Origin of the sequence: Acetobacterium carbinolicum (assembly GCF_047456275.1) — a bacterium.
GTDB lineage: Bacteria > Bacillota > Clostridia > Eubacteriales > Eubacteriaceae > Acetobacterium > Acetobacterium carbinolicum.
In genome coordinates this window covers 1,145,836-1,171,854 of sequence record NZ_CP173357.1, presented here as the reverse complement: position 1 = coordinate 1,171,854, position 26,019 = coordinate 1,145,836, and the positions used below count along the sequence as shown (strand labels likewise).

Sequence of the window (26,019 nt, the reverse complement as noted above, 5' to 3'; positions counted from 1 at the left end):
TCGTTGCCTGCGCGCAGAATCGGACAGGTTTATCAACCTGTTCGCTCCGATGCAGACAACATGATATAACAATTGTCGGTACTCACTATATCTTTTTTCGCTTTACTTTTGAAATGAGAATTGAATTAGAACTTCACAATCTCCGAGAACGTTGGTTTCAGAGCTGCACCGCCGACCAGGGCGCCGTCGATGTTGTCCATGGCCATCAGATCTTTGATATTTTCCGGGTTGACTGAACCGCCGTATTGAATCCGGACTTTTTGGGCCGCATCTTCGCCGAACATTTTAGCGATCGTTTGACGAACCCAGCCGCAGGCTTCGTTAGCTTCTTCTTTGCTGGCTGTTTTACCGGTGCCGATGGCCCAGATCGGTTCATAGGCAACAACGACCTTGGTAATGTCACCAATGCCCTTTAATCCCGCTTCCATCTGCGCAACAACCTTGGCTTCAGCTTTTCCGCTTTCACGTTCTTCCAGGGTTTCACCGCAGCAGACAATCGGGGTAATTCCCAGTGCCAAAGCTTTGATGGCTTTTTTGTTGACGGCTTCGTCGGTTTCATTAAAGTATTCCCGTCTTTCCGAGTGGCCAATCAGAACATAATTTACACCGATAGCCTGTAGCATTTCCCCGGATATCTCGCCGGTAAAAGCACCGTTTTTTTCAAAGTGCATATTCTGAGCCCCGATGCCAACGTTCGAATCTTTGGCCATTTCCACGGCTTTTTGCAGACCCAAATAGGTAGGACAAAAAACCACTTCGGCTTCTGCCCCAGCTACCAATGGCAACAGCGTATTCATCAGTTTTTCAGTCTCAAAAATATCATTATTCATTTTCCAGTTTCCCGCAATAATTGGTTTTCGCATCATCTTCTCCTTCTATTTATCCTGTAAGATTTCAATACCTGGCAGTTTTTTTCCTTCCAGGAATTCCAGTGAAGCGCCACCACCGGTGGAAATGTGACTCATCCCTGCTTCATAGCCAAGAATCTTAACCGCTGCGGCCGAGTCTCCACCGCCAATAATGGTAATGGCTGTTGACTCTGACATCGCTTTAGCGACCGCTTCTGTTCCTTTGGCAAAGGCTGGCATTTCAAATACGCCCATGGGGCCATTCCAGATCACTGTTTTAGCTTCCAGAATTGCTTTTGAAAAAGTTGCTGCCGAAACGGGTCCAATATCGAGTCCCAATGAATCTGCCGGGATCGCATTAATATCGACCACCTCAAAAGAAGCATCGGCGGCAAAGGTTTTTGCCGCAACTACATCCACTGGTAATAAAAGGTTAACCCCTTTGGCCTTCGCTTTGGCTACTAGTTCCTTGGCCAGTTCCATTTTATCTTCTTCCAATAGTGATTTTCCAATTTCATACCCTTGAGCTTTCAGGAAGGTAAAGGCCATTCCACCGCCAATGATTAAGGTATCCACCTTTTCTAACAGGTTGTTAATCACACCAATCTTATCCGAAACCTTTGATCCACCCAAGATTGCCACAAAGGGACGTTCTGGTTTTTCCAGGGCTTTGCCCATAAAATCCAGTTCTTTTTGAATCAGAAAGCCTGATACGCCGGGTAAGAATTCGGCAACGCCAACGGTTGAAGCGTGAGCACGGTGAGCCGTTCCAAAGGCATCATTGACAAAAACATCGCCTAACTGTGCCAGTTCTTTTGAAAATCCCTGGTCATTTTTTTCTTCTTCGCCACGGAACCGGGTATTTTGAAGCAAGAGTACCTCACCTGGTTTAAGACCGGCCGCTGCCGCAACGGTTAGTGATCCGGTCACTGCCCCATCATCATTAAAAATCACTTCTTTTTTAAGTAATTCAGACAGTTTCCTGGCAACGGGTTCCAGTGAATATTTTGGGTTTGGCTGATTTTTAGGCCGGCCCATATGGGACATTAAAATCAGTGATCCCCCCTGCTCTAAAATATAATTAATTGTGGGTAATGCGGCGGTTATCCTTGTTTCATCAGTAATGACGCCGTTTTCATCTAAGGGCACATTAAAATCGGCCCGCATTAAAACTTTTTTTCCTTTTAAATCAAGATCAGATACTGTTTTTTTACTCATATTTTTATCCTCTCGGTTTATAATTTTCGCATTTCCATAAGATTTCGGTATATTATCGTACCGACAATTGTTACATCATGTTGTATGCATCAGAGCGGACACGGCGATAGCCTGTCCGAGTCTGCAGCATACAACAGATTAACAATTGGTCGGTACTACTTCATCTTTTACCTAATCAGCTTCGCTTGAATATTTGCTTTATAAACAATTTCAGAAGCAGTTGCAAGGGTTTTGCAAAAGCTTCTGAAAAGTTTTTTGATTTGTATTATTTAAATTTAATGAGCTACTTTAATCGTGCTTAGGTCGATTAAAATTTAGTGGCAACAAACTCAGCTAAACGAACCAGTTGAGCCGTGTAAGACATTTCGTTATCGTACCAGGCAATGACTTTTACCTGTTGTTTTCCGCCTTCAACATTCATCACTCGGGTTAAGGTTGCATCAAACAATGATCCGAAGGACATGCCGATGATGTCGGTAGAAACAATTTGTTCTTCGTTGTAACCCAGTGATTCGTTGGCAGCTGCTTTAAGCGCGGCATTAATTTCATCAGCGGTAACGTCTTTTTCCAACACACAGGTTAAATCAACAAGCGAGCCTGTAATAACTGGTACCCGAAGCGCAAATCCGTCCAGTTTGCCGTTAAGAGCTGGTAGCACCTTGCCGACTGCGGCAGCAGCACCAGTGGAAGTGGGAACAATGTTTGCAGCAGCAGTACGACCGCGTCGTAGATCTTTATGAGGTGCATCCAGAGTTGCCTGGTCATTGGTGTAAGCATGAACAGTAGTCATTAAGCCGCTGACTAAACCAAAGCTGTCGTTAAGTACTTTAGCCACTGGCGCTAAACAGTTTGTCGTGCAGGAAGCGCCACTGATGACCGTTTCAGTGCCATCTAAGATATTTTCGTTGACATTAAACACGATGGTTTTAACATCACCTTTGGCTGGCGCTGAGACAATAACTTTTTTTGCACCGGCTTTGATGTGTTTACCAGCACCGTCTTTATCGGTAAAGAAACCGGTACATTCGATGACAACATCCACTCCAATACTTCCCCATGGTAAGTTTTCAGGGTCTCTTTCAGAGTAAATTTTGATTGCTTTTCCGTCAACCACGATGCCATCATCTTTAACTTCAATGCTATCTTGCTTAAATTTACCCTGGGCACTATCATATTTTAACAGGTACGCTAAGGTTTTTGCGTCGGTTAAATCATTGATAGCGACAACGTCAAATGCTTTGTTATCTGCCATTAATCTGAATGCTAAACGACCAATTCTTCCAAAACCATTAATTGCTACTTTTACAGACATATTATCTGCCTCCTTAAAATAATGTTTACTCAATTTATACTCAGTCAGATGCGATTCATTTTGCTTCTGACATGGTTTGCAATTTTTTCAAAATCTCTCTGGCGGCACTTTCATCGGTGATCAGCACAATATTTTCACGAATTCGACTAACTGCAATAATCGATTCAGCCTTCGTAACCCCACCGGCTACCGCAATGACATGCGGTATTTTTTTAAAATTGTCGATACCAATGCCAATAGTGGAAGATGGCGAAATTACCTGACCGTTTATGTCAAAGTAGTGACCAAAAGCTTCTGCCACAGCTCCCCGTTCTAGTATTTTGCGTTTTTCGGCCGTTGCCAGATTACGCCAGTCGGCCAATACATCGGCTCGTCCCAATCCAAAAATGAAAATATCGATGTTGTCCATTTTATTAAATACCCTTTTTATCTCCGGATAATCTTTTAATGCTTCTAATAATCGTTGATCGATATTATCCGGCAGGTGGAGAAGCTCATAGTTTGAATGCAGTTTTAGTCCCATTTCGGCGACCACGTTATTTGCCTGGGTGGAATGGCTTTTGCCGATCCCGCCGCGAGCCGGAATGACATAAACATCGGGATAAAAAGCTTCTCGCATTTCATCGGCTACGGCTGCAGTACAGCTCCCGCCAGTTAATGCCAGGGTATCCTTATATTTCATTACCGACAACACATATTTTGCGCCGGAGCGTCCCATAAATCGCAGTACTTCATAGTTCATATCCATATCGCCGGGGCAAATGATCACCCGTTTGAGATGGAGCCGATCCATCAGTTCTTTCTCCAGTTGTTCCAGCCCGTTATAGGTGTAGAGCAAGCTTTTTAACTGAATCAGCGCTGCTGTTCCGGCATCGGTGATAACAACCCCCTGGCGTTCCACCGAAACCAGCTTTTGAGCCTGAAAAAAATCGATTTCATTACGAACCTGACGTTCACTCATATCCAGAACAAATGCAAGATTTCTCCGTCCGATAGGCTGCTCACTGCTGATGGTTGACAAAATATTGTAACGCATTTCAATGAGACGATTCACTTCCGGTGCGACAAGCTGTTGAAGTTCAATGACTTCCTTACTGATTTTTAATTGATTTGACACAGAATCACCCTTCTTTCGGATACATGCTCGCTTTTGTCCCGCTGGGACAAATTCATTATACCCCATTTTAAATTTAAAAACAAGTTAAAAAAGACCAAAATCTAAAAGAAAATCCTCGTCCTATTTTCAGGATGTGCCGGTATTTGGTGAAGATTTGTAGATGGTCTACCGATATTCTTTTCGCTTCGACGAAGGCTTTATCATAAGCGCTTCCCGATATTTGGCAACGGTTCGCCTGGCCACATCCAAATTTTTCTGTTGTAATAATTCTGAAATTTTTTGATCACTGAGCGGTTTTTTCTTATCTTCCTTTTCAATCAATTCCGAAATGAGCCGTTTAATGGCATCCGAAGAGCGATCTTCTTCACCCTGAGAATATCCTCGTTTAAAGAAAAACTTCAGTGCAAAGGTGCCCTTGGGGGTTTGAATATATTTTCCCCGGATCGCGCGACTGACTGTGGACTCGTGAACATCAATCATCTCAGCGATTGTTTTAAGCGTTAAAGGCCGCAGATCACCAACACCCTCAAAAAAGAAACTCGACTGGGACAGGGCGACAGCGTTAATAACCTTTTTAACGGTATCGCGTCGCTGCTCAATGCTACGAATCAGAAATGCTGCACTATCAAGCTTTTTTTCCAGATACAGCTTGGTTTCATCGTTTTTGTCTGGCGTCTTTAACAACCCTTTATAATAATTATTGATGCGCAGCCGGGGGGCCGACACATCATTAACTTTCACCACCAGCTCACCATTTACAATTTCAATACTCCCATCCGGGATCACGTAGGAAACCCGTTCCGAACTGGAAAACTCCCGACCGGGTTTGGGCTCGAGTGATTTTAACACCTCTTTAAAGTCATAAACGTCTTCAATTGCTAAGCCCGTTTCCTGGGTGATCCGCTTAAATTGATTATTGGCTAAATCCATCAAATGGTTTCTAACAATGTCCAGATACACTTCATCATCGTCATATCCCATTTGGCGCAGTTGAATCAGCAGACATTCTTCAATCGTACGACATCCCACCCCACACGGATCAAAGCCCTGGATGATGCCAATCATTTTCTGAATGCTCACTTCCTGAGCTTCTAAAACACTGGTGATATAGTCCATATCAATGATGAGATAACCGTTATCATCAATACAGTCAATCAAGTATTCGCCAATGCGTTTTTCCTGTTCACTAAGATTTTTCTTTAGCATCTTAAATTGAAAATGAAGATACTCATTTAAGGTTTTTTCCTGGGATGTGAATTTTTCAAAACCATACTCATCATCGGGCACGGTGCTTAATTGCGTCTGGCCCCGATAGTCCGCGTTTTCCATGCTATGGAAATACTCCTCCCATTGAATCTCTTCTTTCGGCGGTTTTTCTTGAACGACTTCACCCTTTAGCGGTCCCCCATCCTCATTAACAGGCACCACTTCTTTAATGGACACCTCATTAAATTCCAGTACCGGGTTCTCCATGATTTCAGTTTCGATTAAGCCCTTTAGTTCCATGGCTGTCAGCTGAAGAATTTCAATGGATTGACGCATCTCCTGGGTCATAACGAGTTTTTGAGTTTGGGTTATATTTAAATCAAATTTGATATTCATTTTTCACCTGACTGTTTTTATAAATTATTTTAATCAAAAAAAGACTAACTTTCGTTAGTCCTAATCATATCACAGTCTACTTAGGTTCTTCAATGTATTTGATCACATTTACTGCCGCAATAGCACCATCAGCCGTAGCCGTGACCACCTGGCGCAGCGATTTACGCCTGACATCCCCGGCTGCAAAAATCCCTGGGATGTTGGTGCGCATTTCATCATCCGTAATCAGATAGTCTCTGGCATCGCGTTCCAACAAGCCGACAAATGCCTCTGAATTTGGTTTTTGACCTGCAAATACAAAAACGCCGTCAAGTGAAACGTCAGTCAATTCATCGGTTTTTACATTCTTAACAACAATACCTTCAACTTGACCATTCCCTTTTATTTCCTCCACCACTGAATCGAGCAGCAATGAAATTTTTTCATTTTCACGAATGCGCTGCTGGAGAATTTTGGCTCCCCGGAGTTCATCGCGCCGATGGATAATGATAATTTCTGCGGCAAATTTCGTTAAATACAAGGCTTCTTCCAAAGCCGTATCGCCGCCACCAATCACCGCCACCTTTAAGCCTTTAAAAAAATTAGCATCGCAGGTAGCACAATAGGAAACGCCCATCCCCCGTAATTCCCGTTCACCTTTGCAACCGATTGGCTTGGGTTCTGCCCCGGTAGCCATGATAATGGTCTGGGTCTCGATACTGCCAGAATCGGTTTCAACGATAAAACCGGCTTCTGTTTGATGCGATCTTAAGTAAGTCTTAGTAGCAAATTCAACCCCGAATTCCTCACATTGCTGACGCATCCGCTCAGTAAGACCTGGGCCCGTGCTGTCTGGTGGTGAACCGGGATAATTTTCAATCTCCCAACTGGTCGCAATCTGTCCACCAATGCCGGCTTTTTCCATAATCAGCACCTTTAGCGTTCCCCGAGCTGCATATATTCCAGCGGCTAAACCAGCTGGACCAGCCCCCACGATAATCGTATCATATCTCATCTTTGTACCTCTTAACTTTCTTTTTTAGAAAATGGTCACGATCCATCTTTCATAATTTTGCTGGTGGTTATAAATTCTTCCATTGCCTTTTCTGTCTCTTTGACGATTTCTTTTTTGTAATCATCATATCTGTTTTCCTTAACAATTTCAAGTGAACGGGTTTCCAGCTTTAAATTTTTAACTACCTCAATTTGAATATCAATCTTCTCTGTAATTTCATCGATTCTTTTTTCAACAATTTTGATCTGTTCTTTCAGAAAAGACATATAGTGGAGATACACCTGACAGGCTGTAGCGGTGATGGAAGCAGCCATATCACGTTCGTAATTCTTCTGACTTTTTTCCAGTTGGTCTTCTAACTCCAGCTGTTTGTCCATTTCATCACTGAGTTGTCTGGTCAAGCCACCTAGTATCATCATTTCATTTTCCAGATTCTGATCTTTATAAGAAAGGAGCTTTCCTAAATGAAATTGGAATTTTTTCATAAGACGGCCTTCTTCATGGCTTCAACACTCTCATCATAAAAACATTTTTCATCAACCTTCTGTTGCAAAAACTGATTGATGCCGGCAATTTTTTTAATGGCAATATCCAAAGACGGATTCGTGCCGCTTTTATAAGCGCCGATACTGACCAGATCGTAGTTGGTATCATACACTGACATCATATTTCGCATCGACGAGGCCGCGTCCATCTGATCTTTACTGACAATATTAGACATCAATCGGCTGACACTATTAAGAACATCAATCGCCGGATAGTGGTTTCTGGCCGCAATTTTACGGGACAGCACAATGTGCCCATCAATAATCCCCCGGACTGTATCGGCCACCGGTTCATTCATATCGTCCCCTTCAACCAACACTGTGTAAATCCCGGTAATGGAGCCGGTTTCAAAATTTCCGCTACGTTCCAGCAGCTTTGGCATCATCGCATAAATGGAGGGCGTGTATCCTCGGGCAACAGGGGGTTCTCCAGTGGCCAGGCCGATTTCCCGTTGGGCCATGGCAAATCGGGTCAGCGAATCCATCATCAGAAGGACATCATTGCCCTGATCCTTAAAATACTCCGCAATGGTAGTCGCAGTCAATGCGCATTTCATCCGCTGCATGGGGGGCTGATCGGAGGTGGCTACCACAAGCACTGATCGTTCCAGACCTTCCTGCCCTAAATCATTCTCTAAAAACTGGCGAACCTCCCGACCTCTCTCACCGACCAGGGCAATCACATTAACCTGAGCTTTTACATTTCTGGCAATCATCCCCATCAGAGTACTTTTACCAACACCACTACCGGCAAAGATGCCCATTCTCTGGCCCTTGCCAATGCTTAATAAACCATCTATTGCCTTTACCCCAAATTCCAGGATATCGTCAATACATGGCCTTGAAAAGGGGTTAGCACCAGCACTCTGAATTTCGTAGGGCGTGGTATTTAAGATCGGGCCGCCCCCATCAATGGGTTCTCCCATGGCATTAACAACCCGGCCAATCATACTATCCGACACACCAATTTTCAGGGAAGAACCGGTGGGTTCTACAATATTTCCAAAACTAATACCTTCTGGTTCTTCGTATGGCATCAATAAAACCTTATTGCCGCGAAAACCAACCACTTCAGCTAAAATGAAACGATCTGCATTCTGATCAAATATCTTACACAAATCCCCAATACTGCATTCCGGGCCCACGGATTCAATCATCATTCCGACGACCTTCTCAATTTTTCCAAAGTAGTGATAGGTTTCTGCTCGTTGAATGGCTTTACAAATTTCAGATGTATTCATTTTCGCCTCCAGTTACGAACTTTGTTCGATGGCTTTCTCCAATTGATCCAATTGTACCGGCAGACTCATATCAATGACCGAATCATTGCTTTCCACTGATCCGATAGCTGTCACCTTTGATATTGATCGTTGTGGAATGATGCAGCAGTCGATCCAGGATCGCCGTTGCAACGACATTATTTCCGAACACATCACCCCAACTACCGTAGGACTTGTTGGAAGTCAGAATGATTGAGCCTTTTTCATAGCGATTGGAAACAATCTGAAAAAAGTAATGAGCCACTTCATCATCCATGGCCGCATAGCCAACTTCATCAATAATCAGGATATTGGGTTTATTCAGTGTTTTAAGTTTGCGATGAATGCGCCCGGAAACAATATTTTCCTGAATCATTGAAATCAGTTCATGTGCACTGAGAAAATAAGCAGTATAGCCACTTTTGATCGCACAAACCGCCAGACCTACGGCCAGATGAGTTTTGCCAACGCCGGGCGGGCCCAAAAACACGACATTTTCGGAACGTTCCACAAAGGCGAGCGTTTTCAGTTCATTTACCTTACGCTGATTGGCACTGGGCTGGAAATCAAAGTCAAATGAATCGATGGCCTTGATATAGGGAAATTTTGCAAGTTTCAAGTTCGTCGTAGTTGTCCGTTCTCTTTTTGCATCAATTTCTGCCCAAAGCAGCTTGTCCAGAAACTCCAAATAGGATATACTATCCTTGGAAGCTTCTTCAGCATGGTGGTCATAAACGGCGGCCATATGCGTGAGATTCAGACGATCAAAAGCTTCCTTCAGGTGATGGGTTACCATATGGTCACCTCACTGACTAAAGAATCATAGACTGCGAGCGGTCTTTGATGCACTTTGGGCGATTGATCTGGAATCATAAGCGGTGCTTTGCGGGCTTTGGCTTTATGGTTTTGACTGTTCAATCCTTCAAAGTGCTTTTTCATTTTTTGAACCTGATGTTTTTGGGCCGGTTTCCGGTAACCTTCAATCAAAGCACCAGTTTCATCATAGATTTCAATCGTTCCATTTCTCAGATCCCGCACACCGACACGGTGACCAACAAAGCGGAAGGGAACGGAAAAATAATTGGACTGATAACTGATCATACAATCATTCATGACTTTCCGGCTGACCAGATCCACAGAAAGAAACGGTTCGGTGTTCATCGGCTTCAGCAGTTCTTCCGTCAGGATTTCATGGGGTATTTTGTGAATCGTCTGATGTAGCCGGGTGTTGCATTTCGTATCAAGCCAGAGCCGAGCCTGATCATTGAGTTCGGCCAGATCTGAAAAGCTTTTGACTCTCGGCCAAAAATTGCCGCGTACATATTGGACTCCGCGTTCCACCTTGCCCTTGGAACGGGGCAGATAAGGCCGATGCCGAACCGGAATAAAATGGTGATGCTCGGCAAATCGCAAAAACCGCTGATTCCATTTATCGTTGCCGGTTTTGTGACTGTAGGCAACAACAGTTTTCATATTGTCATACAGAATGCTCTCTGTTACACCACCAAAATAGGCAAATGCTCGTTCATGGCAGCCGATTAATGTGTCAAATTTCGAATTCTCGGTGAATTCAAGATAATAATTTCTGGAATGCCCTAAAACCATGATGAAGGCATACAATTTCTTGAGCTTTCCATCGGGCATCGTGACAACGAATTCTCCCCAGTCAACCTGGGCCTGTTTGCCAGGGGGTGTTTCATAGCGGATCGATGCTTTGGCTAACGCTTTTTTGCGATATGGCTTCATAAATTCCCGAAGAATCGTCATTTTGCCCTGGTACCCATCGGCTGCAATTTCATCAAAAATCACAGCGGCATTGACACAGCCTTCATTCATTCGTTCCAGAATATAATCTTTAAACGGATCAAGCTTTCCTTGCCGAAACTGATGTATCCGATATGCTGGCGGTTCGTTGCGCTTAAGCCAATTGCTGACCGTTTTTCGATCAACACCCATTTCTTTGGAAATCTGCATGATTGACATTCCCTTGTTTTTTAAACCTTTGATCATGTAATATTCCTCCATTGTTATCATTCGGTTGTCCTCCTTATACTTTAAGAAGAAACATACCGTGTTTTCCACCATGATCTTATCCTCATCCTTGAGAATAATTACCTTGGATTTTTTCGAAAGCTTCTTGAGTTTTTCTGCCATTCCCTTATTAATATGGAGATCCAGCGTTTTCTGGTTTTCAGATAAATAGATTTTAAGATCCTCTTCATCCCCATGAATGACCTCATCAAAAAACCGCAAGAACAGATCCTGGTCTTCTGCAACCTGATATTTCATTATTTTCTTGGCTATTTCAAAAGCGATATCGAGCAGCTCTTTTTCGCGGTTGTCCAGCGCCTGTTGCCGCTCTTCGTTGATTGCATCAAGAAGTTCATGAATCTCCTGAAGTTTCTGCTCAATTTCGCTTGTTGCCTGTGTCATGCCCTCGTTTAAGCCTTCTCTCAGACCAGCTTGAAAGCCATCCCGGGTGCCATCCTTCAAGCCTTCTTCGTGACCCGTTGCGTAGCCCTGCGAAAAGCCTTCCTGATAACCTGTTTCCTGAGATTTTTCTTTGATTTCCTGACTGGCCTTGATTGCTTCCTTCATCAGTTCATTGGCGGCATGCATCGCTTCAACGCTGTTATCCTGATCGGTTTGATCTTCAGCCATTGTCGTTTCGATGTCTGGTTGATTGTCACTTTCTTGCTCTGTTTCATGATGACTGATAACTGGTATCACGGCTGGCGTACTAATTTGAGACACCCATTTAGCTTTTACAATACTAGACAATGATCTCGTCCTTTCCACCCTTAGATGTTACAATTTCGCCTTCTTCTTCCAGTCTTCGAATGACCGAAACAATCTTCTGCTGCGCTTCTTCTACATCCCGGACCCTGACATTATGCAAGAATTCCATCTCACTCTTAACCGTATCACCCATACGTTGGGACATATTGGCAAAAATAATGTCCGCAACTGCCTTGTTTGCACCCTTAAGTGCGACTGACATTTCTTTTGTATCAATTTCTTGCAAGAATCGTTGAATCGACATTGAATCGAGGATAACGATATCTTCAAATACAAACATCCGCTTACGAATTTCTTCTGACAGTTTGGCATCATTTTTACTAAGTTCATCAAAGATGTATTTTTCGGTCCCACGATCAATGTTGTTCATAATCTCAGCAATGTAATTAATCCCGCCAACTTCCAGCAAGTCGAAGGAAACAACCGATTCAAATTTACGTTCAAGAATGGTTTCAACCTGTCTGATAATTTCCGGAGACGTCCGATCCATCCTGGCAATCCGTTCGACCACTTCAACCCGAATGCTCTTGGGCAATTCCGAGATAATGGCCGAAGCCTGATCTGCTCTGGCATAGGATAAAACCAGAGCAATTGTCTGAGGATGCTCATTCATAATCATGTTCATTAGATTTTTGTAATCCGCTTTACGGATAAACTCAAAGGCCTTCGTCCTGAGTGTTTTTGTGACCCGCTCCAAAAGTGCACTACCTTGCTGAACCCCAAAGGCTTTTTCCAGTACATTTCGGGCATAATTAACCCCGCCTTCAATGTATACCTTTTGAGCCACACAAAGACCATAAAATTCGTCAATGACCTGATCTGCCACCTCCGGCGGCACACTATCCTGTCGGGTAATCTCGTAGGTCAGAACTTCAATTTCTTCTTCTTGCAAATGTTTATATATATTAGAAGCAATATCTGCGCCCAGAGAAATAACGACCTGCGCTGCTTTTTGTCGTGGTGTTAAGGTAACGTCCATATTTGTCAACTTCCTTCAAAAATTCTTATCTATTCACTTTCATTTTTAAGCCATGACTTAAATAACTGCGCCGCAATTTCCGGATTTGTGGTGGCAAACTCTTTGATTTTTTCTTTTTTATCATCTTTAAGCGTCTGAATTGGCTCAATGGATTCCAGGTGATCTGCTGCCAGAGCACCAAATAAATCATCTGTTTGAGAATCTTCATCGGTTGCAAAGGATTCATCAATCCCTTTCCCACGCTTGCCCTTCTTCTTATCTTTTCCAGCCGCTTTTTTCTTTTTACCGCGGCTAAGAATAAATAACAAGACCAGCAGCAGTAACAGCACTCCAGCTCCGATTCCACCAAACACCAATAACTGTTGCGGTGTAAACAGCGGTTCATCCACCTCTTCTTCCAGCTGAGCAAATTCAAAGTTACGCACGGTAACACTTGCAGGCGGGACGCCAGCGGCAAAAGCCACTAATTGAATCAGGTTTTCCCGGGCCACCGGGGTCATCGCCGGATCATCAATGGCAATCCCGATGGAGACCGTTTCGATGGCAGGGTCCAGTTTTTCAGTCTGCGTAATTTCCTGACTAACCGAATAAGTGGTATTTTCGTTTATCCCAGTGACGATTCCACCATCACCAATTAGACCTTCTGCATAGGTTGTGATATCCGTATTCCCGGTAACACCAGCAATTCCGCCGGCGATTCCGTCCTCATTGGAGATAACCAAACTGGAGGACTCCTGATTGATCACCCCGGAGTTTTCACCATCTTCTGATGGCGTATAAACGGTTGATTCCTGCTTAATGGCATCGGTATTAAGAGTCGCTGTTACGGCAACCTTATACTGCTCCTGAGTGTAAGGTCCGTCCAATACCTTGTTTACTTTTTGAGTTAATGCATTCTCAACCGCATTTGTCAATTTTAACTTAGTCTCGCCGCCATTTTCAGCCGCCAGATTATTGACCAGATCATTTCCTTCTCCATCAGTAAGCGCGATGTTTTCTGCCGTCAGACCCGATACGGACTTAATTACCAGGTTTTGAATCCCCGCAATTTGCTGCCGCGTTAAGGTGGCCCCCGGCTCTAAATGAATAATAACCGACGCCGTGGTACTTTCTGTTTCCTGTAGATAAAACACATTTTCTGTTGGTACCGAAATAGTAACAATGGCTTCTTTGACCCCGCTTAAGGTTTTAATGCTGGCACCCAGTCGCTCCTGAAGCTGCATGTTTTCATATTGTTTCCGCTCATAGTCGGTGGCCAGCATGCTGTTATTATCTTTAATGACGTAATAACTCAAGCCGTTTTTGGGATAACCGGCTGTTGCCAACTGCATCCGCACCTTTGCCTCATCACCAGAGGGCACCATGATATTTCCCCCGGCATCTAACCTTACATCTACCGTCGATTCGGTCAGGGCTGACATAATTTCAGTGGTTTCTGCCTGGGTTAAACCAGTAAAAAGCGGTACATACTCTTTATGGTTCAAAAGAACGGTCAAACCGATGGATGCCAATAAGACCAGTGCAACGCCACCAATCATCAGAATCTTAGCTTTTTTGGTCGTTCCGGTCCAGAAATTTTTGATTTTTTCTAAAAAGCCTTTAATTTTCTCATTCATCGTCTTTTCTCATCCATCCAAAGTATTTGCTGTCAATAGTCGTTAATAAACTGGCGCATTCTAACAGGGAATACCGGTCACCAAAATAAAATTTCAGCCCGGTATCCATTCCTGGTTTAAAAAAATGTTTTGACCTATCCAAACTTATAGGCCTGTATTCATAACAGCCTGATAAGATTCTAAGACCTTATTACGCAACTGTACCATGGTTTGCAGTGCAACATCTGCCTTAGCGGTGTTGATCATCATGGTGTGCATATCGTCCATATTACCAATTGACAAATTGTAAGCATCTACCTTCGTAACTGCTTCTGTTTCTTCTACATTATTAATCGTATCCTGTAGAATATTTTTAAAATCTCCGGCAACGCCGGTTTCTGCTGCATTTCCCGGGGTCGTGACAGCAGTGCCAATATTTGCTCCGCCGATAATGGAATTCATGGGTAAAATAAACATCACTTTCTCCTTTTAACGGCCGATTTCAAGGGCCTTTAATACAATTGATTTTGTCGCGTTAAATGCTGTTACATTTGCTTCATAGGCGCGGCTGGCACCCATGGCGTCAGTCATTTCCTGAGCGGTATTGACATTGGGATACATCACATATCCCTCAGCGTTAGCATCTGGATGGGTGGGATCATAAACCGGAACTAAGGCCGACTCATCTTCAATCACTGCCTCAACCTGTACGCCGGCCTTTTGAACAGCACCGGTTGCTGTTTTAAGCGCGTCCAGGAAGGTTCCCGTATTAACACTACTCAGCACTGTCATTTTTCGACGATACGGTTCACCTTCTTCGGTTCGGGTAACCTTGGCATTGGCAATATTTTGCGCAACAACATCCAATCGATACTTTTGAGCCGTCATGCCCGATCCGGAAATATTAAAAGAACTTAAGAAACTCATTATTTTCCTCCATTAATTGCATATTTTAATCTGGAGTAGGAGTCACTGACACCACGAACCAGATAGTTATATTGCAGTACCGACTTTGTCATATCAATGTTTTCAGACTCCATATCCACGTTGTTCTGATCTAAACGACTCGTCGTGGCTCCCTGGTATACATTAATATTTGAATTATCGATGGATTGAATGCTTTCCATTTTATCAAGAAAACCAGTCCCACCCGTATTTGCAGTGGTTTGCAGCTTGTTGACTTCCGCCTTCAATGAATCCTCGAAATTGACTTTGATCGCTTTATACCCCGGTGTTTCAGAGTTAGCAATATTATTGCTGGTCGCCTTCTGTCTTTGCCAGGTACCATCAAGTGCTTTTTGATATAGAGCTGAGGTTATTGAATCACCAATCATCATGTCCTCCTTTTTAATATGCCAACAAAACTGTCAGCTTTTTTATCTTTATTCATTATCTCATACTTTTGTTAAATCAATATTTTTTACCACTATTTACAAACTAAAAATAACACAATTTGCAGATATTACTATCATACCATAAGTTCTAAAAAACAACAAACAGATTTACAAACTGCTTAAATTGTAATTAAATTAACTGATGATTGAGTTGCACTATTGTATTTGTTAAAGTAAAGTCAAAATTGTGAAGCTGCAAACGATCATTTAAAAAAGCGATTGAAATATTGTTTTTTACGCCTGTTTTATTATATATTACCGCATAAAAAAAAGCAACAAAAGTTGCTTTTTTTGTGTATTTATTCATTTAATTTATCAATTTACTTTTTTGCATCCAGAAAAGTACCGTGGCTAGGGGTTAAACTGATTTCATAATCTGCCACTTTCTGATTCTGCTGATTTTTTTTCAAATCCTGAAGGGTTTTTTGTTGTTCAGCCTGGATCATATGAATACAACTTTGATCCATGTCTTGAATAAGTTTGACCAGGTTATCAATTTGCTTTTTTTCATCACTACTGCAAACTTGATTTCCCTTTAGTCCAGTTAAATGTTCTTCCATATTTTTAAGTCTGAGGATTAGTTGATCTCGTTCTTCAAGGATTAAATCCAGATTTTCCCAGTCCTCAATACTGCTGAGAATTTCTTCACCCTTGCTTACATATTCTTTTAAAATAGAAATTTTTTCCTGGCATAATTCATGAGAAACATCGTCCATCTTACAGTCCTCTTGATTTTGAAGGGCTACTGATTTTCTCTGCTTCCTTAAATGAATCTTTAAGATCAACAATTAAAGCCAATAGACTCCTTAATAATTGGATATCACGACTACTATTGGCCTCACCCAACTTTTCAAAAATAAAACTATACATCTGATTAAGTTCAATTGAAATGGGGTATTGCATATCCAACGAAAGATTAAGTGAAGTTATAATCTTTTGCGCTTTTGCGATACAATTGTATGCTTTAGCAAAACTTTCCTTTTCTATTAGGATGATGCCCATTTTTACCTGTTTTTCCGCTTCCTCAAAGAGCTTAATAACCACCTCTCCTTTTGACAAAGATTCAATGGCATAACGCTTTGATTCCTGATAAGCATTTGCGTATTGCATTACATTTCCCCCCTTTCTATCATTACGAACTTGAACCAAATGATGTGATCATCGCACTTTGATTGTTAAGTTGTTGTAGCGCTGTCTCCAGAGCCGTAAATTTACTCCAATAATAAGTTTCTTCAGTCTTTAATTTCTTATTCAAACTCGTTATCATTTTATTCGCCTTTGTTATTTTGTCGGTTATGCTATTTTCCGTATTCGAAAGAGTTGATTCATAGCCAGCCAACTCAATTAAAGACCCCCGAGTGCCTTTTACACCACTTGTTTTTGCGGCTGCATCAATCACGCTATTTAACTGATTGGCTAAACCCGTTTTTTCTGTTGTAAAAAGATCTCTAATTTCAGACCCTCTTGTTTTTAGTGCGGTCTCCAGTTTTTCTTCATCAATTTTAAGTTTTCCGTTCTCTGCGTAGCCTGCTGAAGAAATCCCCATATTAAACAATGTAATCCCACCGCTTTGGGCAGCTCCGTACATCATTGACTGCATCTTAGATGTAATTCCTTTTAGAACACTATCTCCTTTTAACAAACCAACCTTGGCCTTTTTTTCCCAGGCTTCGATTTGCTTTTCAGTCATTTCATCTTTTTGCGCATCAGTAAGCGGTGGATAAGCAGAATCAGCCTTTTCCTTGATCAAAGTATTCATCGAAGAAATCAAATTATTATAATCTTCAACAAAACTCTTTATGGTGTCCTTTAATTCGGTTGTGTCTTCGCTCATTGATACTTTCAGTACTTCGTCCGCGGCAGTTTTTTCTAAAAGTTCAATTTTGACACCATTTACTTCAATGGAATTAGAAGTCCGTACAATGGATTGTCCATTAACTTCCAAAATTGCATTTTTTCCCGCCTCAGATGTAGCACTTGTGCCCGCTACTTCGGTTGAAAGATCAGCCAAACCAAAGGCATTCATCAAGGTACCTGTCGTTTCTTTAACAACGATATTATCACCAGCACCACTTTCTGTAGCTGTTAATGTAAACTTATCCGTAATGGTAGAGTAAGACATGGTTACTCCGGCATCACTGGTATTTACCTTATTGATAACACTTGACAAAGAATCTGTTGTTTTAAATGAGAAGTTGGTTCCGTTAATTGAAAACTTATATTCCCCATCAACTGGCTGCGTATCTTTTAGTAATGGTAGATCCGATAATGCCTTATTTGTACTTAATCGATCGGTTTGCCCATCGGTGAAACCTAATTTAGTAAGTGTAGCAGCATCTGAATTCAAGGCACTGACTGTCAACTGAGAACCGGATGCGGAAAAACCTATTTTGCCCCCTACCAAAGTCACATCAACAACCGGTACACCGGCACTTTTTTCTCCGAAAGCTGTGTTAATCTTGTTTTGAAGTGCTGTTTCAAAACCATCCGTTCCCACACTCTCTTTAAACGCCTGATCCAGCGTAATGGTACGTACGCTACCGTCCATTTTTAATAGAAATGATTTACTGGTTGTCGGCGATATATCGTCCAGTAAACTGGGATTGTAGGCCGTCCCTCCGGTTAGTGCGGCGGAAGCACCCGAAACCCCTGTGATGGTCTGATTTGTCGCCAACTGGGTAACATTTGTAATCTCAATGTTCCCTGCTGCAGCGGCGCTAGTAGCAGAAACCGAAATTTTTGTCGACGTCGTCGATGCTTTTATGGTATTAAATAAGGATGCACTTCTAAAATTCGTTTTTGACAGCACATCCAGGTATTTACTCTGGAATTCTTTAAGCGTTTTAGACACATTCCGATAACTTGTTTGTTTCCATTCCAGTTTTTGAACACTTTGCTGTTGTTTCGCTATTTTTGAACGACTTGCGCTCGTTAAACTCTCAACTAAAGAATCTGTATCCAAACCCGATACCAAGCCACCCATTCCGGTTTTAGCTAACAATGACGAGTTCGTACTGGTTGATGAATTAACTGATGCCATTTTAAATCCCTCCAAACTAATTTGTTTAAAACTATTGCTATTCCAAGTCACTTTGACTATTGTTTCTTATAACAATTATCGTCATTTACTCAGAAAACTTTAGCCTTCTTTCTGATAAATAGATGGTTTAACATATTTAAAGGAATGATCAACCGAAGCCAGGGATTCACTTTGTCCAATGAAAAAGTACCCTCCCGGAAGTAACGAATCATAAAATTTTTGTACAATCTCGTTTTTAGTGGGCTTGTCAAAATAAATCATTACATTTCGACAAAAGATGGCGTGAAAGGGCTTTTTAAATTGGAAGCGGGAAAGCAAATTGAAATTACGGTAAGCCACTCCTTTTCTGATCGGTTCTGTCACTGATAGATACGCTTCATCATAATCCCTAAAATATTTTCGTTTCCATTCCATCGGAATCTTGGAAAGCTCTTCCTTGGAATAAACCCCCGATTTGGCGGTCATTAATACCTTGTCCGAGATATCTGAAGCCAGAATGGTACTCTCCCAGGAACTTATCTTATTACCTAAATAATCTCGGGTAATCATGGCCAGGGTATAGGGTTCCTGTCCTGATGAGCAGCCGGCACTCCATACCCGCAAGTCTTTGGTTTTGGTTGTTTCGTCCACCCAAGGAAGAACCTGTTGTTTATAAAAATCAAAATGTTCGCTTTCCCGTAAAAAATAGGTATGATTTGTGGTCAGTTTATTGATGAGTACACTGATTTCATCATTTTTTTTATCGTTTTTTACATACTCAAAATAATCCATATAGTTGTCATAACCCAATTGAGAAACATAATGACTTAAGCGCCCTTCAATCAGGTGTCTTTTTTTGTGTAAATCGACACCATAATTGGAATGCATATAGCGTGTGATGGCCTGGAACTCGTCTTCCTTCAGTTTTATCATTTTCTTACCTCATAATTTATCTTTAAAATCAAACCAAGCGGGGGATCTAGTAGTGATCTAAAATCGCCGGGATATCAACAATCAGACTGATACTACCGTTTCCTAAAATTGTACAACCGGCAATTCCTGAATTTTTAATTGAATAATGGTTTAAATATTTTGGAATCGGTTTTACAACAATCTGGTGTTTCTTGATCAGATCATCCATAAACAGGCAGGCAAATGTATCCCCGGAATCCACTAACATTAAGATGCCATCTTCAATATGGGTTTCGCACTTTCTATCTTCAAAAATATCATGTAGCCGAATCAGTGGATAGCACACCCCACGAATCATAACCATTTCGTTGTTGTCGGGATCCTTAATGAGTTGGTTGGCCGTGATCTTAAATGTCTCTCGAATATTGCTGATGGGAATTTCGTAAATATCCTCACCGACTAGCACTTCCATTCCGGAAATAATGGATAGGGTCAATGGAATTTTTAAGAAAATGTTGGTACCGGAACCTTTTTCACTTTCAATTGAAATAGATCCCCCCACTTTTTCAATATTCTTCTTAACAACGTCCATACCAACCCCACGACCGGAAAACTCCGTTACCGTTTCTTTGGTCGAGAAACCGGGCGCCATAATTAAATTGAGAATTTCTTTTTCTGAATACTCCTCTTCCGGCTTCACCAGCAATTTTTTTTCTTTAGCTTTTTCCAGAATTCCGACCGGATCCAGCCCCTTTCCATCATCACTGACAGAAATAATAATATCTCCGCCAACATTCTGGGCTGATAAAATCACCTTACCGACCGGGTTTTTTCCTGCTGCAATTCGTTCTGGCGCGCTTTCAAGGCCATGGTCCATGGCATTTCGAACCAGATGCATCAGCGGATCAGCAATCCCATCGATGATCGTTTTATCTACCTCGGTACTTTCACCCATGGTGATGAATTCCACTTCTTTTTTTAGCTTTTTGCCAACATCTCTGACAATTCGTTGCATTTTTTTAAAGGTACCGGCGATGGGAATCATCCGAATGGACATCACAATATCCTGTAGTTCATCGGTTAATTTTTGCAGTTGGGTTGATGCTTTTTCGAAACTTTCATCCCGCTTTCCTTCCATGCCAACGCTGCCAAAAACCATTGATTCCGTGATAACAATCTCGCCAATTAAGTTCATTAGAGTATCTAGCTTATTTAAGTCAACGCTGATTAAATTCTGAACATTAGTTTTTTGCTTATTGGGATCATTAACCTTTTCAGGGGTCTTTTTCCCCACTGGTACAACCTCGGGTTTGGTCTTGATTTCTGGTGTGATTTCTTCTTCCTGGTAACAATCAACAAAATCGATTCGTTTCACCGATAAGATACTTAGCGCAATATTTTCAACCGTTTCCTTATCGGCATTTGTTTCTAGATGACAGAAAAATCCATTTTTTAGGATAATCCCCGCCGCTTCCGGATTATTATTGAGCTGTTCCGGAATTGTTTTTGTGATCTTCCCAATCGATTCCAGTTTGTTAACCAGCATAAATGCGCGGATATTCTCCATTTGAGAATCTTCGTTAAATCGGGTGTGAAGACAGTAAGTGTTTGATTTGTCAGCCATCTCAACCCTGTCCGCTTCATCCTCATCATCTTCTGTTTTTTCATCGCTAACCGTGTCAAAACGCAGATCCCCAAACAAATCATCGTGTTCTGCTGTTTCTTGAATTTCTGTTTTGGCATCATCCAACGGGCTGTCAATGATTTCTTCCTGCTCTTTTACTGGCACATCCTGCGATAAACCCTTAATTCGGTTTAAGAAAGCATCCGTTTCGACAATTAGTTCGTCGTTTTCATCCAGCAGGGTTTCGTTGTTCTTGATCTTCTCAACTTCGCCTTTGAGAAAAGTGGAAAAATTAAGGACCAGGTCCATTAAATCCCCAAAATCCTCCTGCTTTATGCCGTTTTCCCGAATAACGAAAAACAGATCCTCCAATTTATGAGAGGAATGTGCCAACATGTCAAACTCCATCATTGCTGAAGAACCCTTGATGGTATGCATAATCCGGAAGATTTCATTAATGTCATCCGGGGTTAATTCCGCATTGTCTTCAGATTGAAGAAAAATTTCCTCTAATTGATCAAGCAGTGTTTCCGATTCAAAAATATACATCTCTAAAATGGAATCATTTCCAGAATCATAATTACTCATTTTGTCCATCCTTTATATACATGAAATTTTTACCTTAATTTATTATATCGGCTTTTTGTCCTAAATGCACTTTATTTTTTAATTCCTTGTAGATATACCCCAATTTCACGAATTTTATCAACCTGAATTGATGTAATTCTCTGTTACAATCCTTAACTCCGTTTGTTCGCATACTGCCCATTATTATAATATCGGCAAAAATCCGAGATCCCTTAGCTTTTTATTATAAACTAGAGACTTCTTTACCAACTTGTTAAATCAATTCTTAAATGATTGATTATCTATTGCGAATACAGTATAATCTAAACTAACAAAGTAAGATATAGAAAGGAGCTCTCAGTTGGATAGTATCAAAATCACCTCGACTGTCTCCACTCCAAAAGTTAATGATATCCCGAGTAAACATACTCCCAGTGATTCAGTTTTTAGTATTAACGGCACCGATAACGCCAGTAAAATAAAACCTGTTTCAGAAAACTACGACAAAGAGAGCTTCCGGGAAACCCTGTTTCAGAATTTGCAAAAGGAAATTTTAAAACCCCTGATGAACAGCACGACTGCTGAAGCTGATGCCCTGCGCAAGCTTGTGTTGATCTCCGAGCTTTTCGAGTCATCCGCGGGAGCATTACCAAAAGAACTGTTAGACGGTCTTTTTATCAATACTCAGGATCTTTTGAGTGAACTTCTACTCCGAGACAAAACTGACTCCATCTTTAAGGGCTCTTTTTTTGACAGTCTTCGATCATTAGCTAAACTGGACGGGTATCCCCAGTTAAAAGAGGCCATAGTTTCCATTCTCAGGCACTACGATGCCCACGTAAACCGAAACCAGACCCTCAATGGTATTTTTTTAGAGACCAGCCGTTTGCTGATGACACTTCCCTCTAAAGAGCGGGCCTTGCTTGAACAACAACTACTTAAATTGGAACTTGTTTTAACTAAGTCAAACGGAAAAGAACAACCAAACCAGGAACTTCAAAATCTTATTAATTTAAAAGCCGCCCAAAACGGTAAGCCGGGTGATCAATTAGAACAGCGTTTATCCCGTATCGAAACCCTGTTGAACTCAAAAAACCTCAACTATCAGGAAATTCAACAACTGCTAAAAAACGAGACCATCCCGGTACTGCGTCAGATTTTGCAGTCCCAGGCTTACAGCGATAAAACCTATCAATCGGTAGCGACGATTATTGATCACATTGTCCGATTTGATAAAGGTAACCCTGAACAACTCGAAGCAGCGGTCTTGCGCTTTTCCCAGGCCTTAAAACCCCTGTCTAACTTAACCGACAGCGATATTGTGGAAATGAAAAACCAACTTTTCCGCCATGCTAAAGAAGCCGAAATTCTGTCTGATCGTCTGGAATCTTCGTCTAAAAACCCGGGTGATGGTGAGAAGGTTGCTTTGGCCCAACTGCTCGAACAGGCACTGGACGAAAAAAACTCGTCAAAAATTATCAATTCCGCGCAAAACCTGCTAGAAACCCTGGTACGAAACGAAAGCCCCATCTTTACGATTATGCACTTTTTAATTCCGCTGCGTTTTTTAGATGAAAATTCCTATGGTGAATTTTTTGTTGACAAAGATCCCACCGCTAAAAAGGACGAAAAAGGGGACTCTGACAATGCAACCGATATTTTCTTTACCATTCAGTCGGACCGGTACGGCAATTTTGAGGTCGAGCTACTAGCCCGGGATAAAAATATTACCTTAAATATTAAGTCTCCCGGTCCCTTGGTTGAAACATTAAAAGCGACCCGGGAGCAGCTGAAATCCATCGTCGAGGAGCAGGGCTATTCCCTTGCCGGCTATGGGGTGGGCGAATATTTACAAAGCCAGACCATCCTGCAACGTTTTCCAAAGCTGGCTTTTAGAAAGGTAGGTCTCGATGTCACCATCTAAGGCTAAAAAAGCACCCAAAAAAACCATCCCTATCCAGGACGGCCAAACAAACAACGCAACTCCCGAAGCAGAAATCAGGGAGCAACCTTTAAAAGTTACCGCACTGCGCTATGATCCTGATAAAAATAGCTCTCCCGTCATCGTTGCCGCCGGGACTGGTTTTGTCGCCCAAAATATCTTAAGCGTCGCTGAAGAAAACGGCATCCCGATCTATCACGATGACTCCGCCGCCACCCTGCTATCCAAGCTTCAAATGGGGCAGGAAATCCCACCGGAACTGTTTCAGATTGTGGTTAACATTTATGTGTCCTTGTTAAACTTGGCCGAGGGAAACGATGTCGACGATAAACTGTTCGATTAGTGGTAATTAATAAACCGATGGCTTTTATCTGGTCGTTAAACTACTCTCTGCTTAACGATGCCTTACCGATTGCAAATTTCATCAGCCAGCTCCTCTTTATAAATGTGTGACGTTAAGTTTCGATCATTCAATTTTGGGTTATCGCCTGGCTAAAATTCTAGAAGGTCAAATTCGATTAGGCGGCAGACTAATTATGCTTGAATCTAAAGATATTCCTTCCCTTGTCCAACTTTATGAGATTTTTGGGTTTAAAGTCTGTAAGTGCCTCAAAAGATGACGTATAGCAAGTTTGAATTTAACCTGCTATACTGGAGACATCTTATTTGAGGCACTTTTTATAGTTATGGCTAAGTCTGCAACGATCAGGCAGATCAAAAGACCATGGCAGGTATTTTTCAAGCACTTCCGGCTGTTGCAGGTAGTCACTGTTGGGGATTTCAGTCAGAAGGTAATTCAGATATTCGTAGACATCAAGTTCATTGGCCCGGGCGGATTCCACCAGCGTGTAGAGAACCGCATTGGCGGTGGCACCTTTTTGTGAATCGGCAAAAAGCCAGGCGCGACGGCCAGTTGCAAAAGGCCTGATGCTGGCCTCACAAAGATTATTGGAGATGGGCAGGCGTCCGTCTTCCAGGAAGGTTTCCAGGTGTTTTTTCTGGTTTTTGGAATAATTCAGAGCCGCTGTCAGCTTTTCATTGGTTGTTGGAATGGCCGCCGTTTCGTCAACCCACGACCAAAAGGCATCCAGAATGGGGCGTGACCGTTCCTGACGCTTTTCTCTGATCTCCTCATAGGGCAGATCCTTTATTTCGTTTTCAACTTTAAAAAGCAGGTCGATGAACGCCCGGCCTTCGGCGCCCTTTGAACCCGGAATTTCTTTTCCATTGCTGGTCAGTGGAATGCTGTCGATATAATAACGACGACAGTGCGACCAACATAAGTTGCGCCGGATATTTTCCACTTTATCATAGCCAGTATACGCATCCGTCGTTAAATAGCCATGAAATCCGGAAAGCAGCTCCCTGGCAATTTCCCTTTTGCGACTGGATGAGTAATGGAATAAAACGGCCTGGATATGCTCACATGCCCCACTCCGGATTACCCACATATAGGAATCGCTGCTGGCTTTTTTACCATCCTCCCGGTTACACTGGATCCGTGTCTCATCCATATGCAGCACCTCACAGGAAAGCAGTTCGGCATGAATGCGTTCGTAAACTGGAGTCAGCCATTCTTCGCTGCAGCGGTTTGTCCAGTTGGCCATATTTGACCGGGATAGAATCAGCCCCAACCGGTACCAGTCTTTTTCCTGACGGGCAAAAGGCATGCCCATGGCAAACTTCTGATACATGACCTGGGCCACCAGTGATGGCGTGGCAATGGAATGTGAGAGTACCGGCACCGGGATGGCGGCTTTCTGAAAATGATCCTTCGGGTTCTCACTGCCTTCTTTTCCGCACTGGGTGCATTTGGCAATCTGCTGGACAATCTGCTTCACCTTCAGTTTTGCCGGTTCATAGGTCACTTCGGTCCGAACAATTCGTTTGCCGATGATCATCAGATCCTCACCACATTTGGAGCAGACTTCATCGTCCGGGATGATGTACTCTTCAATTTCCTTCGGAAGACCGGCCAGCATTTCCTGCCGGACGCCAGGTTGACGGGCTTTGCGGGTATGACTGGGGACTGTGATTTTTTGCTGTTCGTTAAACAGTTCTTTGGCAAGTGCCTCGGTTGATTCAAACAAAGACACTTGTCCATCCAGTTTTTTTGTTGTTTCGGTGGAGGGGCCGAACAGTTTCTTTCTGGCCTGCAGAAGTGCCTGCACCATATTTTCAATCCGGATATTCTGTTTGGCAATAATTTCGTCTTTGGCAGCCAGTTCTTCCTTCTGTTTTTTCACCAGCGTCCGGAGCATCTGCAGTTCTTCCTGTCCTGTCATCGGTATCC

Annotated in this window: 23 protein-coding genes; 2 read left to right on the top strand and 21 right to left on the bottom strand. The window is 42.4% G+C overall.

Annotated elements, in window-relative coordinates; genetic code table 11:
- Window positions 1-125: 125 nt before the first annotated feature.
- From tpiA to ACIZ62_RS05380, 20 genes are all read right to left on the bottom strand, one after another.
- The gene (gene tpiA, locus ACIZ62_RS05475) at window positions 126-863 is read right to left on the bottom strand and encodes a triose-phosphate isomerase (protein WP_111887595.1); all 738 of its coding nucleotides are present in this window, start codon (window positions 861-863) and stop codon (window positions 126-128) included.
- A gap of 12 nt (window positions 864-875) precedes the next feature.
- Window positions 876-2,066: a phosphoglycerate kinase gene (locus tag ACIZ62_RS05470; RefSeq protein WP_414151400.1), complete on the bottom strand. Its 1,191-nt coding sequence runs from the start codon at window positions 2,064-2,066 to the stop codon at window positions 876-878.
- 307 nt (window positions 2,067-2,373) lie between these two features.
- Window positions 2,374-3,378 (bottom strand): type I glyceraldehyde-3-phosphate dehydrogenase, encoded by a 1,005-nt coding sequence (gene gap, locus ACIZ62_RS05465; protein WP_414151399.1) that lies wholly within the window; start codon window positions 3,376-3,378, stop codon window positions 2,374-2,376.
- 55 nt (window positions 3,379-3,433) lie between these two features.
- Entirely contained in the window at window positions 3,434-4,495 is a 1,062-nt protein-coding gene (locus ACIZ62_RS05460; RefSeq protein ID WP_111887598.1) for a sugar-binding transcriptional regulator, read from the bottom strand.
- A 165-nt stretch (window positions 4,496-4,660) separates the two neighbouring features.
- Entirely contained in the window at window positions 4,661-6,097 is a 1,437-nt protein-coding gene (gene rpoN / locus ACIZ62_RS05455; protein WP_414151398.1) for an RNA polymerase factor sigma-54, read from the bottom strand.
- Between the two features lie 76 nt (window positions 6,098-6,173).
- Window positions 6,174-7,091 carry a thioredoxin-disulfide reductase gene (gene trxB / locus ACIZ62_RS05450; RefSeq protein WP_322519877.1) on the bottom strand — a complete coding sequence of 306 codons (918 nt, stop codon included), beginning with the start codon at window positions 7,089-7,091 and terminating at the stop codon, window positions 6,174-6,176.
- A 35-nt stretch (window positions 7,092-7,126) separates the two neighbouring features.
- Window positions 7,127-7,576: a hypothetical protein gene (locus ACIZ62_RS05445; protein WP_111887601.1), complete on the bottom strand. Its 450-nt coding sequence runs from the start codon at window positions 7,574-7,576 to the stop codon at window positions 7,127-7,129.
- Window positions 7,573-8,877 (bottom strand): flagellar protein export ATPase FliI, encoded by a 1,305-nt coding sequence (gene fliI / locus ACIZ62_RS05440; protein WP_322519876.1) that lies wholly within the window; start codon window positions 8,875-8,877, stop codon window positions 7,573-7,575. Before fliI ends, ACIZ62_RS05445 begins: the two co-directional genes overlap by 4 nt.
- A gap of 82 nt (window positions 8,878-8,959) precedes the next feature.
- On the bottom strand, window positions 8,960-9,691 hold the full coding sequence (istB, locus tag ACIZ62_RS05435) for an IS21-like element helper ATPase IstB (RefSeq protein ID WP_414151397.1): 732 nt from the start codon (window positions 9,689-9,691) through the stop codon (window positions 8,960-8,962).
- Window positions 9,685-11,676 (bottom strand): IS21 family transposase, encoded by a 1,992-nt coding sequence (gene istA / locus ACIZ62_RS05430; RefSeq protein WP_414151396.1) that lies wholly within the window; start codon window positions 11,674-11,676, stop codon window positions 9,685-9,687. The genes istB and istA overlap by 7 nt, the downstream gene beginning before the upstream one ends.
- Window positions 11,669-12,673 carry a flagellar motor switch protein FliG gene (gene fliG, locus ACIZ62_RS05425; RefSeq protein ID WP_111887604.1) on the bottom strand — a complete coding sequence of 335 codons (1,005 nt, stop codon included), beginning with the start codon at window positions 12,671-12,673 and terminating at the stop codon, window positions 11,669-11,671. The genes istA and fliG overlap by 8 nt, the downstream gene beginning before the upstream one ends.
- A 29-nt stretch (window positions 12,674-12,702) precedes the next feature.
- Window positions 12,703-14,289 (bottom strand): flagellar basal-body MS-ring/collar protein FliF, encoded by a 1,587-nt coding sequence (fliF, locus tag ACIZ62_RS05420; protein WP_414151395.1) that lies wholly within the window; start codon window positions 14,287-14,289, stop codon window positions 12,703-12,705.
- 144 nt (window positions 14,290-14,433) lie between these two features.
- Window positions 14,434-14,745 (bottom strand): flagellar hook-basal body complex protein FliE, encoded by a 312-nt coding sequence (gene fliE, locus ACIZ62_RS05415; RefSeq protein ID WP_111887606.1) that lies wholly within the window; start codon window positions 14,743-14,745, stop codon window positions 14,434-14,436.
- A 12-nt stretch (window positions 14,746-14,757) separates the two neighbouring features.
- Window positions 14,758-15,195, bottom strand: coding sequence for a flagellar basal body rod protein FlgC (gene flgC / locus ACIZ62_RS05410; protein ID WP_111887607.1), 438 nt, complete (start codon window positions 15,193-15,195; stop codon window positions 14,758-14,760).
- Complete coding sequence (gene flgB, locus ACIZ62_RS05405; protein ID WP_414151394.1) at window positions 15,195-15,602, bottom strand: flagellar basal body rod protein FlgB; 408 nt, start codon at window positions 15,600-15,602, stop codon at window positions 15,195-15,197. The genes flgC and flgB overlap by 1 nt, the downstream gene beginning before the upstream one ends.
- A 380-nt stretch (window positions 15,603-15,982) precedes the next feature.
- On the bottom strand, window positions 15,983-16,378 hold the full coding sequence (locus tag ACIZ62_RS05400) for a flagellar protein FliT (protein WP_111887609.1): 396 nt from the start codon (window positions 16,376-16,378) through the stop codon (window positions 15,983-15,985).
- Between the two features lies 1 nt (window position 16,379).
- Window positions 16,380-16,772, bottom strand: coding sequence for a flagellar export chaperone FliS (gene fliS, locus ACIZ62_RS05395; protein ID WP_414151393.1), 393 nt, complete (start codon window positions 16,770-16,772; stop codon window positions 16,380-16,382).
- Between the two features lie 22 nt (window positions 16,773-16,794).
- Window positions 16,795-18,663: a flagellar filament capping protein FliD gene (gene fliD / locus ACIZ62_RS05390; RefSeq protein WP_414151392.1), complete on the bottom strand. Its 1,869-nt coding sequence runs from the start codon at window positions 18,661-18,663 to the stop codon at window positions 16,795-16,797.
- 138 nt (window positions 18,664-18,801) lie between these two features.
- Window positions 18,802-19,614, bottom strand: a complete 813-nt coding sequence (locus tag ACIZ62_RS05385; protein ID WP_111887612.1) for a CheR family methyltransferase — start codon at window positions 19,612-19,614, stop codon at window positions 18,802-18,804.
- A gap of 46 nt (window positions 19,615-19,660) precedes the next feature.
- Complete coding sequence (locus tag ACIZ62_RS05380) at window positions 19,661-21,805, bottom strand: chemotaxis protein CheW (protein ID WP_414151391.1); 2,145 nt, start codon at window positions 21,803-21,805, stop codon at window positions 19,661-19,663.
- 340 nt (window positions 21,806-22,145) lie between these two features.
- Here ACIZ62_RS05380 and ACIZ62_RS05375 point away from each other — a divergent pair, with 340 nt between their 5' ends.
- Together ACIZ62_RS05375 and ACIZ62_RS05370 are read left to right on the top strand one after the other, a co-directional pair.
- Entirely contained in the window at window positions 22,146-23,708 is a 1,563-nt protein-coding gene (locus ACIZ62_RS05375; RefSeq protein ID WP_414151390.1) for a hypothetical protein, read from the top strand.
- Window positions 23,695-24,069 (top strand): EscU/YscU/HrcU family type III secretion system export apparatus switch protein, encoded by a 375-nt coding sequence (locus ACIZ62_RS05370; RefSeq protein ID WP_111887615.1) that lies wholly within the window; start codon window positions 23,695-23,697, stop codon window positions 24,067-24,069. Before ACIZ62_RS05375 ends, ACIZ62_RS05370 begins: the two co-directional genes overlap by 14 nt.
- A 319-nt stretch (window positions 24,070-24,388) precedes the next feature.
- Here ACIZ62_RS05370 and tnpC read toward each other — a convergent pair whose 3' ends face one another.
- Entirely contained in the window at window positions 24,389-26,011 is a 1,623-nt protein-coding gene (gene tnpC / locus ACIZ62_RS05365) for an IS66 family transposase (protein WP_414151389.1), read from the bottom strand.
- Window positions 26,012-26,019 lie beyond the last annotated feature (8 nt).

What these genes read in the sequence shown, in the direction of transcription:
- gap (WP_414151399.1), bottom strand. Translation starts at nt 3,378, where the DNA reads ATGTCTGTAAAAGTAGCAATTAATGGTTTTGGAAGAATTGGTCGTTTA.
- ACIZ62_RS05380 (WP_414151391.1), bottom strand. Translation starts at nt 21,805, where the DNA reads ATGAGTAATTATGATTCTGGAAATGATTCCATTTTAGAGATGTATATT.
- flgC (WP_111887607.1), bottom strand. Translation starts at nt 15,195, where the DNA reads ATGAGTTTCTTAAGTTCTTTTAATATTTCCGGATCGGGCATGACGGCT.
- tpiA (WP_111887595.1), bottom strand. Translation starts at nt 863, where the DNA reads ATGCGAAAACCAATTATTGCGGGAAACTGGAAAATGAATAATGATATT.
- fliF (WP_414151395.1), bottom strand. Translation starts at nt 14,289, where the DNA reads ATGAATGAGAAAATTAAAGGCTTTTTAGAAAAAATCAAAAATTTCTGG.
- ACIZ62_RS05445 (WP_111887601.1), bottom strand. Translation starts at nt 7,576, where the DNA reads ATGAAAAAATTCCAATTTCATTTAGGAAAGCTCCTTTCTTATAAAGAT.
- trxB (WP_322519877.1), bottom strand. Translation starts at nt 7,091, where the DNA reads ATGAGATATGATACGATTATCGTGGGGGCTGGTCCAGCTGGTTTAGCC.
- flgB (WP_414151394.1), bottom strand. Translation starts at nt 15,602, where the DNA reads ATGATTGGTGATTCAATAACCTCAGCTCTATATCAAAAAGCACTTGAT.
- fliE (WP_111887606.1), bottom strand. Translation starts at nt 14,745, where the DNA reads ATGTTTATTTTACCCATGAATTCCATTATCGGCGGAGCAAATATTGGC.
- ACIZ62_RS05400 (WP_111887609.1), bottom strand. Translation starts at nt 16,378, where the DNA reads ATGGACGATGTTTCTCATGAATTATGCCAGGAAAAAATTTCTATTTTA.
- ACIZ62_RS05470 (WP_414151400.1), bottom strand. Translation starts at nt 2,066, where the DNA reads ATGAGTAAAAAAACAGTATCTGATCTTGATTTAAAAGGAAAAAAAGTT.
- rpoN (WP_414151398.1), bottom strand. Translation starts at nt 6,097, where the DNA reads ATGAATATCAAATTTGATTTAAATATAACCCAAACTCAAAAACTCGTT.
- ACIZ62_RS05370 (WP_111887615.1), top strand. Translation starts at nt 23,695, where the DNA reads ATGTCACCATCTAAGGCTAAAAAAGCACCCAAAAAAACCATCCCTATC.
- fliS (WP_414151393.1), bottom strand. Translation starts at nt 16,772, where the DNA reads ATGCAATACGCAAATGCTTATCAGGAATCAAAGCGTTATGCCATTGAA.
- fliG (WP_111887604.1), bottom strand. Translation starts at nt 12,673, where the DNA reads ATGGACGTTACCTTAACACCACGACAAAAAGCAGCGCAGGTCGTTATT.
- istB (WP_414151397.1), bottom strand. Translation starts at nt 9,691, where the DNA reads ATGGTAACCCATCACCTGAAGGAAGCTTTTGATCGTCTGAATCTCACG.
- tnpC (WP_414151389.1), bottom strand. Translation starts at nt 26,011, where the DNA reads ATGACAGGACAGGAAGAACTGCAGATGCTCCGGACGCTGGTGAAAAAA.
- ACIZ62_RS05385 (WP_111887612.1), bottom strand. Translation starts at nt 19,614, where the DNA reads ATGATAAAACTGAAGGAAGACGAGTTCCAGGCCATCACACGCTATATG.
- fliI (WP_322519876.1), bottom strand. Translation starts at nt 8,877, where the DNA reads ATGAATACATCTGAAATTTGTAAAGCCATTCAACGAGCAGAAACCTAT.